At 39.7% G+C, this 14911-nt stretch carries 13 protein-coding genes; 6 read left to right on the top strand and 7 right to left on the bottom strand.

The genetic code is table 11. The features are described from left to right. The first annotated feature begins 2 nt into the window (after positions 1-2). From NIE32_RS05020 to NIE32_RS05010, 3 genes are all read left to right on the top strand, one after another. Positions 3-1247 (top strand): tyrosine-type recombinase/integrase, encoded by a 1245-nt coding sequence (locus tag NIE32_RS05020; RefSeq protein ID WP_253053596.1) that lies wholly within the window; start codon positions 3-5, stop codon positions 1245-1247. Between the two features lie 314 nt (positions 1248-1561). Next, positions 1562-3037, top strand: coding sequence for an ATP-binding protein (locus NIE32_RS05015; protein WP_253053594.1), 1476 nt, complete (start codon positions 1562-1564; stop codon positions 3035-3037). Positions 3038-3118: 81 nt separating this feature from the next. Continuing rightward, complete coding sequence (locus NIE32_RS05010; protein WP_253053592.1) at positions 3119-3367, top strand: hypothetical protein; 249 nt, start codon at positions 3119-3121, stop codon at positions 3365-3367. A 277-nt stretch (positions 3368-3644) separates the two neighbouring features. Here NIE32_RS05010 and NIE32_RS05005 read toward each other — a convergent pair whose 3' ends face one another. The 7 genes from NIE32_RS05005 to NIE32_RS04975 all read right to left on the bottom strand — a co-directional run bounded on the left by NIE32_RS05005 (position 3645) and on the right by NIE32_RS04975 (position 9536). After that, on the bottom strand, positions 3645-3887 hold the full coding sequence (locus NIE32_RS05005) for an Rpn/YhgA-type helix-turn-helix domain-containing protein (protein WP_253053591.1): 243 nt from the start codon (positions 3885-3887) through the stop codon (positions 3645-3647). A gap of 29 nt (positions 3888-3916) precedes the next feature. Next, positions 3917-4528 carry an RpnC/YadD family protein gene (locus tag NIE32_RS05000; RefSeq protein WP_253053590.1) on the bottom strand — a complete coding sequence of 204 codons (612 nt, stop codon included), beginning with the start codon at positions 4526-4528 and terminating at the stop codon, positions 3917-3919. 64 nt (positions 4529-4592) lie between these two features. Further along, positions 4593-4934 (bottom strand): hypothetical protein, encoded by a 342-nt coding sequence (locus NIE32_RS04995; RefSeq protein ID WP_253053589.1) that lies wholly within the window; start codon positions 4932-4934, stop codon positions 4593-4595. A gap of 509 nt (positions 4935-5443) precedes the next feature. Then, positions 5444-6028 (bottom strand): dihydroxyacetone kinase subunit DhaL, encoded by a 585-nt coding sequence (gene dhaL, locus NIE32_RS04990; protein WP_253053588.1) that lies wholly within the window; start codon positions 6026-6028, stop codon positions 5444-5446. Between the two features lie 21 nt (positions 6029-6049). Further along, on the bottom strand, positions 6050-7045 hold the full coding sequence (dhaK, locus tag NIE32_RS04985) for a dihydroxyacetone kinase subunit DhaK (RefSeq protein ID WP_253053587.1): 996 nt from the start codon (positions 7043-7045) through the stop codon (positions 6050-6052). A gap of 974 nt (positions 7046-8019) precedes the next feature. Further along, a complete protein-coding gene (locus NIE32_RS04980) occupies positions 8020-8487 on the bottom strand; it encodes a GNAT family N-acetyltransferase (RefSeq protein WP_253053586.1) in 468 nt (155 codons plus the stop codon). Between the two features lie 191 nt (positions 8488-8678). After that, a complete protein-coding gene (locus NIE32_RS04975; protein WP_253053585.1) occupies positions 8679-9536 on the bottom strand; it encodes a fructosamine kinase family protein in 858 nt (285 codons plus the stop codon). 284 nt (positions 9537-9820) lie between these two features. Here NIE32_RS04975 and NIE32_RS04970 point away from each other — a divergent pair, with 284 nt between their 5' ends. The 3 genes from NIE32_RS04970 to NIE32_RS04960 all read left to right on the top strand — a co-directional run bounded on the left by NIE32_RS04970 (position 9821) and on the right by NIE32_RS04960 (position 14866). After that, complete coding sequence (locus tag NIE32_RS04970) at positions 9821-10759, top strand: aldo/keto reductase (protein ID WP_253053584.1); 939 nt, start codon at positions 9821-9823, stop codon at positions 10757-10759. 264 nt (positions 10760-11023) lie between these two features. Further along, a complete protein-coding gene (locus tag NIE32_RS04965) occupies positions 11024-12991 on the top strand; it encodes a methyl-accepting chemotaxis protein (protein ID WP_253053582.1) in 1968 nt (655 codons plus the stop codon). A gap of 375 nt (positions 12992-13366) precedes the next feature. Then, positions 13367-14866 (top strand): malate:quinone oxidoreductase, encoded by a 1500-nt coding sequence (locus NIE32_RS04960; protein ID WP_253053581.1) that lies wholly within the window; start codon positions 13367-13369, stop codon positions 14864-14866. Positions 14867-14911: the final 45 nt, after the last annotated feature.

Here is a 14911-nt window from a genome sequence, read left to right as displayed (position 1 = left end):
AATTGCCAACAACACAATATGCAGGTGTGTTTACTGATGATAAGGGGCAGTTTTATTACGAAGCCAGTCTTGGTTTCGATCTTATCACAGGGAAACGCATTAAGAAAAAAGCACGCAAAAATCAGAATGGAAAACATTTCTCATCTGCAAGGATGGCTTACAAAGAATTAACTCGTGTTCGCAGTGAGTTCTTTCAAACAAATGGTTACTCAAACTATGATATGACCTTTGAACAATTCATGAATGATGTGTATTTGCCTTTTTATGAAACGGATGTGCTTGAACAGACTTATCAGAGCCGAAAACCAATGCTAAAAATCGTCATGAACCGTTTCGGTAAGAAACAGCTTCGAGCGATTACCATTCAGGATGTACAACATTTTCGTACGTGGCTCTTGTCAAAACGGCGAGGTGGTGCAAACTACTCAAATGGTTATGCTAGTTTGATGTTTTCGACTTTGAAGAAAATTCTAGGGATGGCGGTTAGTCTGCAATATCTGGAAACGAATGTTGCTTCAAAAGTGAAAGCAATCCCAAAAGGAAAAGCACAAGTGGCATATTGGACGAAGCAAGATTTTGAGAAGGTTATCAATCATATTTGCATTGACGATTTGTATGAACACCTTTGCTTTGTTATGTTATGGCTTTACTTCAACACTGGCGTTCGAGTTAATGAAGGAACTGCACTTTGGTGGGACGATGTTGACTTTAAGAAGAAAACTTTGAGAGTAACGCATATGCTAATACTTGAAAGCAAGACAAAATGGCAACGTCAGTCCTACACAAAGACGGAAGCAGGAAGTAGAATAATCAGCCTTGATGATGATACGCTTGAAATTCTGAGAAAATGGAAGAAACGGCAGGCGGAAGAAGTCGGCAATCTTGATTTTATTTTCAGTTATGATGGTAACCCAATGATTAAGTCAACCATTGCCCGCATTGTAAAACGATATGCAAAACTTGCAGGCGTTCCAGAAATTGAAGCAAAAGGACTTCGCCACAGTCACGCAAGCTATCTCATTAATGAGTTTAATGTGTCGGTTCTGATACTGTCAAAACGTCTCGGTCATTCAAGTCCAGAAATTACATTGAAACACTATTCGCATATGTATTCAGGGATAGATCAAGAAATTGCACAAGTCATGAATGGAAATATCAAAATTGAAACAGCACAGAAAAGCAGTGTTGCATTTAATGGAAATCAGGCAGTGAAAATGCAACTGTCTCCAACACTGTCGCCAAAATAAAATAACCACTCAGAAACGTTGATATAACAACGCATATAGAGATTAACTTCTACATTGAGTGGGAATAAGTTGCAGGTATCACTTGAAGAGAAAAGCCTGATTTAACGGCGCTTTCGACGAAGTGAAACGGGTTGAAATAGGGTGGAATGGTCAAATTTCTGCCAAAGATGAAGAGCCAGTCCGGAGAAATCTGGAGTGGCTTTTTTTACGATGGACTATCTCGCCGAAGGTACTGTCAAAATTCCATTGTTTTAATGGTATTGGGTGCGGTATCATGTAATCGAATACACTAATGATCCTTGGAGGAGAAGCGGATGAGTGAACGTTATTTTGATCTGAATATTGAAAAAGTCCTCGATAACTGGGAGGTATACCACGCAGTGCGCGAAATCATTGCCAACGCGCTTGATGAGACGCTCCTTACAGGTTGTCGGAAACCTGAATTTGTGAAAGACGGGGAGGGCTTTTGGCATGTCCGCGATTACGGTCGTGGTCTGAACTATGAACACTTCACGCAAAATCAAAATTCAGAGAAAGTGCAGTCCAGTGATGTCATTGGTAAATTTGGCGTTGGGCTAAAGGATGCATTGGCCGTTCTTGATCGGGCGGGACGTTCTGTGGTAATTGACTCTAAATACGCACATAATACGCTGGCAATGCACCGTAAAGAAGGCTTTGATGATGTGCAAACACTACATGCCGTCTTTGCTGATTCGCTTCATCCCGACTTTGAAGGTACCGAATTTACACTGCAAGTAACAGATAAAGAAGTTCAAGATGCGAAGAAGTTATTTTTGTATTTCGAAGAGAAGACACCGCTTGATATAACTTCATTTGGTGAGATATATCAAAAAGGTGGACAATCTGCAAGCATCTATGTAAACGGGGTAAAAGTTGCCGACGAAGAAAACTACACTTTTGATTACAACATTACAAAAAAGAACGCCGCTTTAAAAAAAGCTCTAAATCGGGAGCGTTCTGCCGTAGGTCGTACAGCGTATTCTGCAACCATTAAGAGTATGCTACTTAACAGTTCTACACTTGAAGTAATCTCAGTATTGCTTTCGCAGCTTAAGAAGATCCCCGAAGGTACGCAGGGGGACGAGATCAATTACATGGACGTTCAGGCATATGCAATCAAGAAATACAACGCATTGAAGCCAACAGTCTTCATGTCTTCTCTCGCTGCATATGACCTCACTGAAGATGATAAAGAGAAGATTCGAGACAGTGGACGAGAACTTGTCATTGTGCCGGATGCGGTATTTGACCGAGTGAAGAACGAAGATGACGAAAACGGTGACCCGATTGGCACGTTTGACGTGGTTCGGCAGGAATATAACGATAATTTCGAATATGATTGGGTAGAAGATACAGCATTAACAGCCAAACAACAGCAGAACTGGAAACTTCGAACTCAATTATTGGAGTACCTAGAATTATCAAAGTGGGACAAACGAATCAAATTATCCAAAACAATCAACGAGTATACATCAGGCGATGTGCGCGGTGTCTATGATTCACAGTTAAAATTGATTGTCTTGAAACCAGCGGTACTGAGTAGTGCCGCATCTTTCTATGAAACTTTGATTCATGAGTTGGTGCACGCAACGACGGGATATTCAGACAACACTCGTGATTTCGAGAATGCACTGGGTAAGTATATTGGTAAACTGGCTGTGGACATGTTTGCTAAACAAAAAAATGGGAGTCTTGCTGTTGAAAAAACTGTTGATTCAGCTTCTATGACTAAGGCTGATGGATTCTTTAGAAGATTATTCAAAAAATAGTCTGCAGATTTGGAAATGAGTGAGGAATTAGTAAACGATATAATGACTAACCTTTGAATTCAACAGTAGATTCGATCCGTAATGATGGACGAGATTACTATTAACTTATCTAAACATGAATTTAATGACGGCATAAAACAGTTCAAGGATCCGGAAGTTGTTCTGAAACGAAAGAATTTTATTTTTGCAAAGAACGGATCTGGAAAATCAACATTTGCGTCGGTTATTAGGACACAGCTCTCCGATAGTCACGACGTTCCTGTGTATAACGGCTTTGATTCTATTCTGGGTGAGAGAACGAGAATTTCAATGCTTTCGCTTTGGCGGTAAACGCGAGGGAAAACGAAAAAGCAATCAAAAAGAAACAAGGTCTACTCGACGCCAAGCAGATAGAGTTGGAACGTGTTCTGCATGAAATTAACGAACTGGATGATTCACTACTTTCTAAGAGTAGATCAATCGAAACGAGATGGAAGATAACTAAGGTTATTTGGAAGATAATATTGCTTCTGAATTCAAAGATTTTAACTGATGACCAAAGAGTCTTTAATGCAAACAGGCATCAAGCCAGCCTTGGTTAGGTTTGATACCTATTCTTTATTTTTGATTACGTTCTCAGCTTGATGATTTGTTCTACAGTTAATCCGGTTAGCTCGGAGATGGTGTGGAGTTCCATTTTCTTTTGGAGCATGCGAAGTGCCATTTCTCTTTGGGCTTCAGCTTTTCCCTCTGTTTTCCCTTCGGCTTTACCCTCAGCCTTACCTTTCTTCAATCCGCGATCATAGAATGAATTCGGCCATTTGATTACTTGTTCCCGCTCATCTTTTGGTAATGCACGTACTTCCTTCATGAGTTGGTCCACCTCATCTTCATTCAGATTTAAATAGGTTTCAAAAAACCGTTGATCATGCTGCTTCGCGCTTCATCAAGCTGCAAACTGGCCATCTGTTTTAGGAAGGAAAGCCGAACTGCTACTCGTTCCTTCTTATTATAGTTCATTTTACTCATCAAAGCGGCACTAACAGGATTGTTCCCATGCATAAATGTACGCCAACTCATCTTACTCAATTCCATCTTGAAAAAACGGAAGGTCATGGCATCAAGAAATGGTGTTTGGATTACAAATACATTGGGTTCATCTCTTATTCCATCATAGCTGAAAATGGCGATGGGTAAAATAGGTTTTCTGAATTTTAAATAAATCATTGAAAAGTAGATGAACATTCGCTGAGGAAAGTGTTTCTGATGCGTATTTTGTGCTTCAATGTGAATAATGAGCACGCAATTCTTTTTGTTTTCCTTAAATTGAGCTTCGGCAATCACATCGGCACGTTTTTTATCACCATCAATGAGATCAGGAAATAATTCTTCTGATAGAAATTTCTTGTGTGCTAAATCGAGTGCGGAGAAAACTTCTGGGAAAAAAGCTTCAAGGAATTCGTCAAAAAAATTGTGTAGCAATTCTTTAAAAAGGCGGTCGTGATCAGTCACTCAGTCACGCTCCTTTGAGGAAAAGATGGAAAGTGGGGAAAAGCTTTAATATAACTCCATGTGATCAGCAAAAGTAGAGTGGTTGATTTTCTCGCTCGGCGCGTTCCATACCGCCAATGAGTGAACGGATTTCCTGTTTAAAGTTTACTTCCGGCCAATGAGCGGTTAGCTCGTATAATCGCGGCGCAACTCGTCGACATTCTTCTACCGACAAGCTGCCATCGCAGTCTGAGTGGTCAAGTAGCGGGAGAATTTGGTCGTTGAAATCAGAAAATGGGATCGTTCCACTGAATCCTGCCATTTGATTCAAGTCCATACCTATTTCAGCAGCCAGCATTCTTCTGAACACATGAAAAAGCCCATACGTCCAATACGCGTCACAGTGACTAAAATTAAGGCCTATCACTCTCACTCCTTTTGTCGTTTTATTCATTATCAATTACAACTTAATTCAATTGCAAATGACGATAATGCTAAAAAGGAGCAGATGTCAGGGCTTACATCGGTTGGAAAAATATAGATTGGACTAGATTTATCTAGAAAAAGAGCAAAATCAACTAAATTGTTAATCTGTGATTCACGTTATTCATACCATTGTCACGCCAAGATCCGGTTCCCGATCGGCGTAAACAGCTGCTGGATCGATTAATACGGGTAAGCATCTGCCAATAACATATAGTTACCGTCTCATAAATCACAGTCGACGAGCTTGTTTGGCTAATTGAAGAAGGCATAGAGTGATACAATCACTCACGTCGCCAGAAAGAACTAAATGACATGACTCTGGTTGAGAACCAAAATCATGTCATTCAGCATAGTGGCTAATTCTATTATTTTTCTTGACTGTCTGCTTGACAGGGAGTAACTCTGTCAAATTTTTGTGGCCAATTCATCCCAATTGGATTACATCGACTGTCAATCAATGACTTCCAACAATGCAATATAAAGATAAGAACTAGACTTGGCAACCGGATCAACGTGGCCAATAGATCGTTCACGTAAATAACTTGACCGCCCTTTTTTGGCTTTCATATTCTTTGTTTTCTCAACACAATCATTGATATATTCTTTAGTTAATTTATGTTCAGCAAATGCCTTGCTGGCAGGATCCCATAAATCAATTAATGTCTTCATGCCTACATCAGATTTTCCGCGCTTCTTCATTGCTTTAGTCGCTTCAACCAATAAAACTTCTAAACGAGTTTCCCCGTCCTTAACTAAACGAGCCATAGTTAAAAAGGCGGTTCCATACAAGGCACCTGATGCTCCGCCAATGGTGCTGACCAATGTCAGAGCAACCGTTCGGAAAACCAAGGGCATAGTCTGTGGATCCTCTTCTTCCAATGCTTTTTTCGTAGCTTGAGTTCCTCGATTTAAGTTCGTTCCATGATCGCCATCACCAATTGCAGTATCAATTTCATTTAAGAGTTCTACATTATTCTTTACATAGTCCGTCCATAAGATGATCCATTTTTTTGCCTGATTGATTGTTAATTCCATGTATAAATCCTCCTAAAAATATCACCAAGAAATAGCATCCGTTGGCGCTTCCAAGTACTCGATCCAATTATTTTCAAGTTTCATCAATGTTAAAGATATTCCATGCATATCTATGGCAGTAACTTTATTTCCCACCTTAGTAAACGAAACCTTAATTCCTTTTTCTTTTAAAAGATTCAAAACATCGTTAGCAAATACAAACTGTTCCATTAAAGGAGTTGATCCCAACCCATTAACCAAAACTGCATAGTCACCAGTATTATGATCATAGGATTTCAAAATTTTATTAATTAATTCTTCTGCGATTTGTTTCGATGGTGCAATTTTTTCTGTTGAGAATCCACGTTCATTGTGAATACCCACACCATATTCCATCTGATCATCATCCAGTTCAAAACCAGGATGTCCTACCGCGGGGACAGTAGCGGCGCTCAGAGCAACAGCGACAGTTTTTGTATTATTGATGACTCTTTGACCAAGCTGTGCTAGTTCGTGTAATTCCATGCCCTGTTCAGCTGCGGCACCACATATTTTTTCTACTAAAACCGTGCCGGCAACTCCTCTTTTGCCTTGTGTATCCTCTGCATCATCAGCAGCAGAAATATCATCATCAACGAGAATAGATTCAACTTTAATATCATCGAATTCTGCTAATTCTTTAGCCATATCAAAGTTCATATCATCGCCAGCATAATTTTTTACGATCAAAAGAACGCCTTGTCCCTTATCGGCATATTTAATCGCTTCATAGATCTGATCGGGAGTAGGTGAGGTATTTATCTGACCACATACAGCCGCACAAAGCATACCTTTGCCAACATATCCTGAGTGTAGCGGTTCATGTCCACTACCACCGCCCGATACGACGCCAACCTTTTTATCGTCCGAGAAGGCGGCATCATTTCTCGCGATTGCAAGTGTTCCGGGAAGTATTTTCAGTTTTTGGGGATAACTGGAAACAATCCCGTGAACCATTTCAGAGACGATATCATCTATATTATTGATTATTTTTTTCATAATCAGCTAGCTCCTTTAAAAGACATAGTTTTTCGAGGCAGATTGATAAGACGAATAGCAACGTTTGGTAATTCAGAAAGTGATGTAGGCGAACATTCATGCTTATCAAAGCAAAAGAATGAGCCTAGGCTTTTTTTCCTGGGCTTCCTTCGAGCTTCATCGTGATTAAATAAGATACGCCTCCTTAGATTTTTTTTTAGAACAGCATGCGCAACTGCACCATCACTTAGAAAAACCATGAGTGATGTACCGATCAATTCGCCTATAAACCTTCTCTTTTTAGTGCCTTCTTTTTTTTACTATTTTAACACAAGCAATTATTGTGCCAACTTGTAGGGGAACAAGAATGGCGTTGCAATTAGTATTTCCAAATTATAGTTTGGTAAAAAAGCGCAACGATTTTATTCTTTTTGGTGTTATATACCAAGAGAGAGCGCTATGCAATTAAATGTTACTCAACCACAGAGGAGTATGTGCCAGGTAACATCTCCACACGCCTAGCATGACAAAAGTGTCATCCAACTGAAGCCAATATGTTCATGTCTCTTACGACACTTTAAAAAATAGATTCATGGTCATTTTCTGTGAAACAAGAAAAGTTTTGGGCACGAAAAACTCGTAAATTCCTGTCAATACTTTGGATAACCCAACCCAATGGAGAAATTTACGAGTGAAAACGGAAATCCGTTTACCTTTAGGATTGCCTGAATTTAAGATTACTCAACCCGAATGATCTTGAAAGTCGATGCTCAATCAGGACCTGAACGCTGTCCCTTCTGTGGTTTTATAACCATTGAGAGGAAATGATAGGTGTCCACCTCGAAAGGTTCGGGATCTGGATCTTAGCACCGTCAGCGGGCAAATGAATGTGGGCTACAAAACGGTTGAGCGAATCTACTCTACTATGCGATTGCCCAAGACAAAGTGGTCTCAGTGCATCCTTTGCCGGTGATACTAAGGAACTATATAACATTTTACGAGGGTTCTTGTCGAAATAAAAATGATTTTGAATCTTCGCCATAACTTCTTTCACCATATTTTTTAAATCCAAGTTTTTCATAAAAATGATGATTTCTTTTGGAGTAAGAAGGCGTTTCGACTTTCCAACTTTTTATAGTGTATCTATTTTCAACAATTTTCCAAGTAGCTGTCCCAATACCTTTATTAATAAAATTTGGACTTATGCAAAAGTATACCAATATTTGATTTGTCTCATCAAGAGATATAAAACCAACAATTTGACTATTACCCTTCACAATAAGAAAAGTGTCTAAGTTGGGATTATTCAAGATTTTTTCTGCTAATTTCCCATCAGAATATCCAGGAGGTCCACCTGTAACTCCAGTGCCAAAATAAAATGCTGTATCATAATTAAACGCCTTAGTCATCAGATCTGTGATCAATTGAATATCTTTTTCTTCTGCGGTGCGTAAATTAATCATTTTATACCCACCAATTCTTATATAACGATCAATATTCCTACTATTCCATTGCACACAAAAGTGAAATGAGTGTAGATAATCTGGGTATCTATGGGCTTATAGGCTCTTTTTTGATTTGCTATGGTACTTTAATAGATTATTGTATTTGCCAAAAACGAAAAAATTTGAAATTGACATGGTTTCAACAATCATTAATTTTCATTTATAATCCCACGCAACGTTGCGGAAACACTGCCAGCATAACTCATCCCGAATTTATGCAGATGAATCATCAGATAATACAGCTGATAAAACGCCAAACGTTTTTCATAGCCTTCGTCAAACGGATAAGCGGTGGAGTAAGCTCGGTAAAATTCAGAGGTAAAGCCGCCAAAGACCGTAGTCACGCCAATATCCAGTTCCCGATCGCCGTAAACCGCTGCCGGATCGATTAATGCGGGGGATCCATCCGCCAAAAACATATAGTTACCACCCCATAAATCACCATGTAGCAGCACCGGTCTACTCGGATGGTGTGCTAGCTCAGACATAATGATGTCACGACTTTTTTCGTACAATATGACATCATCGCTGGACCACAGTCCATTCTTTTGGAGTAACGAAGCAAGCACATCCAGACGCCGGTTGACGAACAATTCCGTCCAGGAATCCGTCCAATCATTATTGAATGAAATGCTGGAACCTGAATAGGGATAATCAAAGCCAAACTGGCCATTCGGGCTTTCATGTCGATGAAGATGGGCAACCAGTTTTCCTAGATCCGATTGTTTCCCCATGCCGTGCTCAAGATAATTAAGCAGTAGATAGGCATCACCGTTGATCTGCCCGCTGGTGATCACCCTCGGAGCAAGAATACCGGCTTCTTTAAAAGCTTTTAAGCCGGCGATTTCACTTGCGTAGAAACTTTGAGGATGATTCGGCTGAACGAGGAGAAAATAGCTTTCCTTGCTCGTGTCGATTCGGTAAGCCTTATTGACGTCGCCTCCGCCAATCTGTGTAACCTGCCGCACATCCTCCAGCGGTAACTGATTTATCCAGTCATTGACCATCGCTCTTCCTCCTCTTCATCACAGTTGTTGACTCTAATTATAAAACTTTTGAGATTAATTTATTAATCGGAGAATGATTGATTATGCTATGTTCCTCTGTAATGAATCAAAAAAAGGGTGGGGTTTTCTTTTTACGTTGATTATGCTGCTTGATTTTATCCAAAAGTCGACAGTATTGCCTGAACTCCTTGTTTTTGCACCAAATGACCAAGCATGAAATCGGATTTTTGACGGTTACTGTGCTATATTCGAGGTGATGAAGAATGATCGAGGAGGAATGTTTGATGGACAAGATTAAAGTCGGAAAGAGTCAAGTTGAAACAGCACCACTTGGACTTGGTACAAACAAAGTCGGCGGACACAATTTGTTTCCAAATTTATCGGAGTCAGACGGTTTGGAGACAGTTCGTGCTGCTCTAGAATCGGGAATTCAACTGCTCGATACAGCTTATATGTACGGAAAAGGACGCTCTGAGGAATTAATCGGCGAAGTCATTGCAGATTTTCCGAGGGATCAAGTGATCGTTGCCGATAAAGCGGCTCATGACTTCTCTAGCGGTGACATTGTACTGAATAATGATCCGCAATTTCTGAAAAAGTCGGTGGATGATGCACTAAAGCGACTGAATACGGATTATATTGATATTTTCTATATTCATTTTCCTGATGAAAACACGCCGAAAAGTGAGGCGGTCGGCGCTCTTCAGGAACTGCGAGAGGCAGGAAAAATACGGGCGATCGGTGTTTCCAATTTCACGCTTGAGCAGGTTAAGGAAGCGAATCAGGATGGCTATGTTGACATCGTCGAGAATTACTACAGCCTGATTCACCGTGATGAGGAAGAAAAATTATTCCCGTATTTGAAAGACGCACATATTTCTTTTGTTCCGTACTTCCCGCTTGAGAAGGGCCTGCTTACCGGCAAGTATACGAAAGATATGACATTTGCTGAAAATGATTCGCGCAGTAAAGATGAGAAATTCACGGGAAAGTTATTCCAAAGCACGATGGAGGCGGTTGACATACTCCGCCCAATAGCACAACGTCATCATGTTGATGTGCTCCAGATTGTGCTGACATGGTATTTGGCTAATCCAAGTTTGACAGCAGTGATTCCAGGTGCCCGTAATGCAGGTCAAATTCCGGGAATTGTGCAATCAGCTAAAGTTGAACTTTCAAAAGAAGAATACGATCTCATCGATCGAAGCTTTTCGACTTTGTAATTCGAAAATTTTTCAAAATGATAGCGGAAATCAAAAAGAGCGCCTGAGTGGCGCTCTTTTTATATTATATCGAGGATCAGAACGGAAGGATCTTTTCAATATGGAATTACTTGATGTGTAAAAAATAATGTGAATTATTTGCGAAGAGCTTAATTTTACAAAATCGATTACCGAGAATAATAATGGCAGTTGGCGGAATAGATAGAAATTTGCGATGGGTTTAACAACTGAGAATTAAAAACAACCACTAGAGGAGACAACCTGATGTTCGAAAAGAAACGAAGAAATTTTAAAATTACATTTAAGACATTTTTAATTCTCACATCTATATTAATGATTATTATTCCTTCAATCGTTGTTGGGGTTTTTTCGTATCAAAGTGCTAAAAGAGCAATGATGAATAGTATTAACAGTAATGCACGAAATAGTATCAATATACTCAGTGAAAACATTAACCAAACCATTGGCGATCAAGAAGTTCGATTAAACTATCTGGCTAAAATGATTCAGGCTGATCGTATGAAGAGTGATTCTGTGAAGCAACTGTTAAGTAGTCAATTTCACGGGACACATGTAACAGAAAATGTTTCGGCTGCTAATGAACAAGGATTCAATATTAATGGAAATGGGGAAAAAACGCCAAAAGGATTTAAACCCCAATCACGTCCTTGGTATAAATTAGCGATGAATCATCCTGGAAAAATGGTACTTACTGAACCCTATCGTTCAACATCTACCGGCAATTATGTTGTGTCGCTAGCCAAAACAACTAGAGATAATAAAGGAGTCATTAATTTAACTATAGATATAAGCGCTTTACAGAAATTAGTTAAGAAAGTACATATTGGAAAAGAAGGATATGCAAGCCTTTATAGTAGTAAAAATATTGCGCTAGTAAGCAATTTGGTTAAAGTAGGGAATCTGGCACCGAACAAAGAACTTCTTACTAAGAGTGAGGGGTCGTACTTTTCAAATCAAAAAGGCGATCGTCATCAAGTAAATTTTATCCACGATAAATTAACAGGTTGGATTATTATAGGAAATATTTCAGAAACAGAAATTAATGCTGACCTACATGGAATTTTCATTCAGACAATCATTATTTGTGTGATCATGGCAATTATAGGATCGCTAATCGCATTATTTATTGTTCAGATAATCATAAAACCGATCAAAAAAATTGCCGAAGTATCGTCTCGTGTCATGAGTAAAGACTTAACGCAAAAAGTAAGGATAAAAAGTTTTGTTGAATTTGAACAATTGGGTGAAGGATTCAATAAAATGATTGATGAATTAAGTGATATATTGCGTAGCGTAAATGAAAAATCAGGAATACTTGCTTCTTCATCAGAAGAGTTAACAGCTTCGACAGAAGAAAGTAAGGCTACCATTGATGAGATTGCTAAATCGATTCAAGAAATGGCTATTGGAGCAAATCATTCATATCAACAAACGGAGGCAACTGCCGGTTCCACTGAATCAATTAAACAACAAATTATTAACATCGATGGGAATGCAGATCAACTGCACCAAGCTTCAAATGATGCCATGAATAAAGTTGAACTTGGACAAACAACATTAAATCAAACAAGCAATCAAATTAAAATAATCGATGAAAAACAAGCTGAAGCACTAAAAACTTTCGAAGAATTTAACAAACAAGTGGTCAATATTGAGAAAATGAATCAGCTCATTGATGATATCTCCGAACAAACGCAATTACTATCACTAAATGCAGCGATCGAAGCAGCTCGTGCAGGTGAAGAAGGACGTGGATTTGCGGTAGTAGCTGATGAAATTCGAAAATTAGCTGCGCAGTCTAATGATTCTACAAAGAAGATTTCGGAAGTTGTGAACATGTTGCAAGAATTGAGTAAAAAATCATTAGAATCGATGACAACGGGCAGCAGTGAGATAAGTAAAGGTATTGAATTGGTAAATGTAACAGCTCACTCATTTGAGAATATTACACATTCCATGCATAGCGTATCAGAGGAAGTACAACAAGTGACAAAGGCAATCAAATTGATTACCCAAGATACCAAGCAAGTTGATGAAGCTGTCAAGAGTATTAATGAAGCAACTTCGAAAGTCAGCAGTGAAACCCAAAGTGCTTCTGCCGCTTCTGAAGAACAATCTGCTTCAATGGAAGAAATCGCGAGCAATGCAACCTCTCTGTCAGAAATGGCTGAAGAGCTTCAGCAACTCGTGTCGACATTTAAAATTAAATGATTTTGTAGTACATAAAAACGTTGATTAAATGTGAAACTGTCTGCAACTTTCATTGTGCAGACAGTTTTTCTAATCATAAAGCCATTTTGTTTAGAACATTCTTTTTACGTCATTACTAATTTTTATTACCATAAGCTGAGTTAACGGCATAGTTTTTGAATGTTTCTATGACTTTATGGAGAAATGCTCACTTTTTTATAAAAATAGTCGTTTCATTTATTGGATACTAGCAGATGTTGTATTCTATAAACACAATAAATTATGATAGAGTTATTGTTGAGACCAACAAGGCATGTTCTTAAGTGGTCACTTATTTTTGTGACGTCTAAGCAGGAATACCTGCTTTTTTCATAAATAAGGACAAGGAAGGTTATTATGAGCAGCAATCAGACGAATACGGACGTGATCTTAATTGGTGCCGGGGTCATGAGTGCGACTCTGGGAACATTATTGAAAGAGTTAGCGCCTGACTGGAAAATCAAAGTGTTTGAGAAACTCGCAAATGCCGGACAAGAGAGCTCGAATGAGTGGAACAATGCAGGAACCGGACATTCCGCACTGTGTGAACTGAACTATACGCCTGAAAAACCAGACGGATCAATTGATATTACGAAAGCAATCAACGTCAATGAAAAGTTTCAGCTTTCACGTCAATTTTGGTCCTATCTTGTGAAGAGCGGACAACTCCATAATCCGCGGGACTTTATCCGGCCGATTCCGCATATGAGTTTTGTCGAAGGGGAAACGAACACAGCCTTTTTGAAGAAACGTTTTCACGCGCTCTCGAATCATCCGCTGTTTCAAGGCATGCAGTTTTCCGATGATCCGGAACAACTGAAGAAATGGATTCCGCTGATCATGGACGGACGCACGTCTTCAGAGCCCATTGCTGCAACAAAAATCGATTCGGGAACGGATGTTAATTTCGGTGCTTTAACACGGATGTTGTTTGATCACTTAAAGCAAAACAATGTCGAGATCACCTACAAAACTCGTGTTGAGAAGATAAAACGTACAAGTGACGGTTTATGGAAAGTGACTGTGCAGGATATCGAGAGCGGGACAATTGAAGACCATAAAGCCAAATTCGTCTTTATCGGAGCTGGGGGCGGAAGTTTGTCTTTACTGCAGAAAACCGGCATACCTGAGTCCAAACATATTGGCGGATTTCCGGTCAGTGGTCTATTTATGGTCTGTCACAATCCGGAAGTTGCTGCGCAGCATCATGCAAAAGTATATGGGAAAGCGAAGATTGGTGCTCCGCCAATGTCCGTACCGCATCTTGATACAAGATATATCGAAGGTAAGCAAACTTTGTTATTCGGACCGTTCGCCGGTTTTTCACCGAAATTCTTAAAATCCGGATCGCATCTGGATTTGATAAGTTCGATAAATCCGAACAATATTTTGACGATGCTTGCGGCAGGCGTAAAGCAAAGAGTCTTAACAAAATATCTGATCCAGCAAGTGCTGTTATCGAATGACCAGCGCATGGAAGCGTTACGCGAATTTATTCCTAAAGCCAAAAGTGAGGATTGGGATATTGTTGTTGCAGGGCAACGCGTGCAAGTGATCAAGGATACTGATGCCGGCGGCAGGGGAACTCTTCAATTTGGTACGGAAGTTGTTCGATCCGCTGATGGCTCCATCGCTGCATTGCTCGGCGCCTCTCCAGGTGCTTCAACTGCCGTTCACGTAATGCTTGAAGTAGTACAAAAATGCTTCCCAGATCAGATGAACGAGTGGGAACCGAAAATAAAAGAAATGATCCCTTCACATGGCGTGTCATTAGCGGAAAACCCAGAGCTGTTCCAAGAAATTCATACATCAACAGCGCAGACGCTTGGCCTAGATGGATCTGATTCAGATAAATAGAACAACACCCTCCACTTTTTAGCGGAGGGTGTTGTTCTTGATACC

It is taken from the genome of Sporolactobacillus kofuensis, assembly GCF_024125425.1.
Lineage (GTDB): Bacteria > Bacillota > Bacilli > Bacillales > Sporolactobacillaceae > Sporolactobacillus > Sporolactobacillus kofuensis.
The sequence above is the reverse complement of the archived record's forward strand: the minus strand, read 5'-3'. Positions and strand labels throughout refer to the sequence as shown.

Bases quoted from the DNA above. Each gene is read 5' to 3' on its own strand.
- NIE32_RS05015 (WP_253053594.1), top strand. From the start codon at position 1,562: ATGAGTGAACGTTATTTTGATCTGAATATTGAAAAAGTCCTCGATAAC.
- NIE32_RS05010 (WP_253053592.1), top strand. From the start codon at position 3,119: ATGATGGACGAGATTACTATTAACTTATCTAAACATGAATTTAATGAC.
- NIE32_RS05005 (WP_253053591.1), bottom strand. From the start codon at position 3,887: ATGAAGGAAGTACGTGCATTACCAAAAGATGAGCGGGAACAAGTAATC.
- dhaL (WP_253053588.1), bottom strand. From the start codon at position 6,028: ATGGAATTAACAATCAATCAGGCAAAAAAATGGATCATCTTATGGACG.
- dhaK (WP_253053587.1), bottom strand. From the start codon at position 7,045: ATGAAAAAAATAATCAATAATATAGATGATATCGTCTCTGAAATGGTT.
- NIE32_RS04980 (WP_253053586.1), bottom strand. From the start codon at position 8,487: ATGATTAATTTACGCACCGCAGAAGAAAAAGATATTCAATTGATCACA.
- NIE32_RS04975 (WP_253053585.1), bottom strand. From the start codon at position 9,536: ATGGTCAATGACTGGATAAATCAGTTACCGCTGGAGGATGTGCGGCAG.
- NIE32_RS04970 (WP_253053584.1), top strand. From the start codon at position 9,821: ATGGACAAGATTAAAGTCGGAAAGAGTCAAGTTGAAACAGCACCACTT.
- NIE32_RS04965 (WP_253053582.1), top strand. From the start codon at position 11,024: ATGTTCGAAAAGAAACGAAGAAATTTTAAAATTACATTTAAGACATTT.
- NIE32_RS04960 (WP_253053581.1), top strand. From the start codon at position 13,367: ATGAGCAGCAATCAGACGAATACGGACGTGATCTTAATTGGTGCCGGG.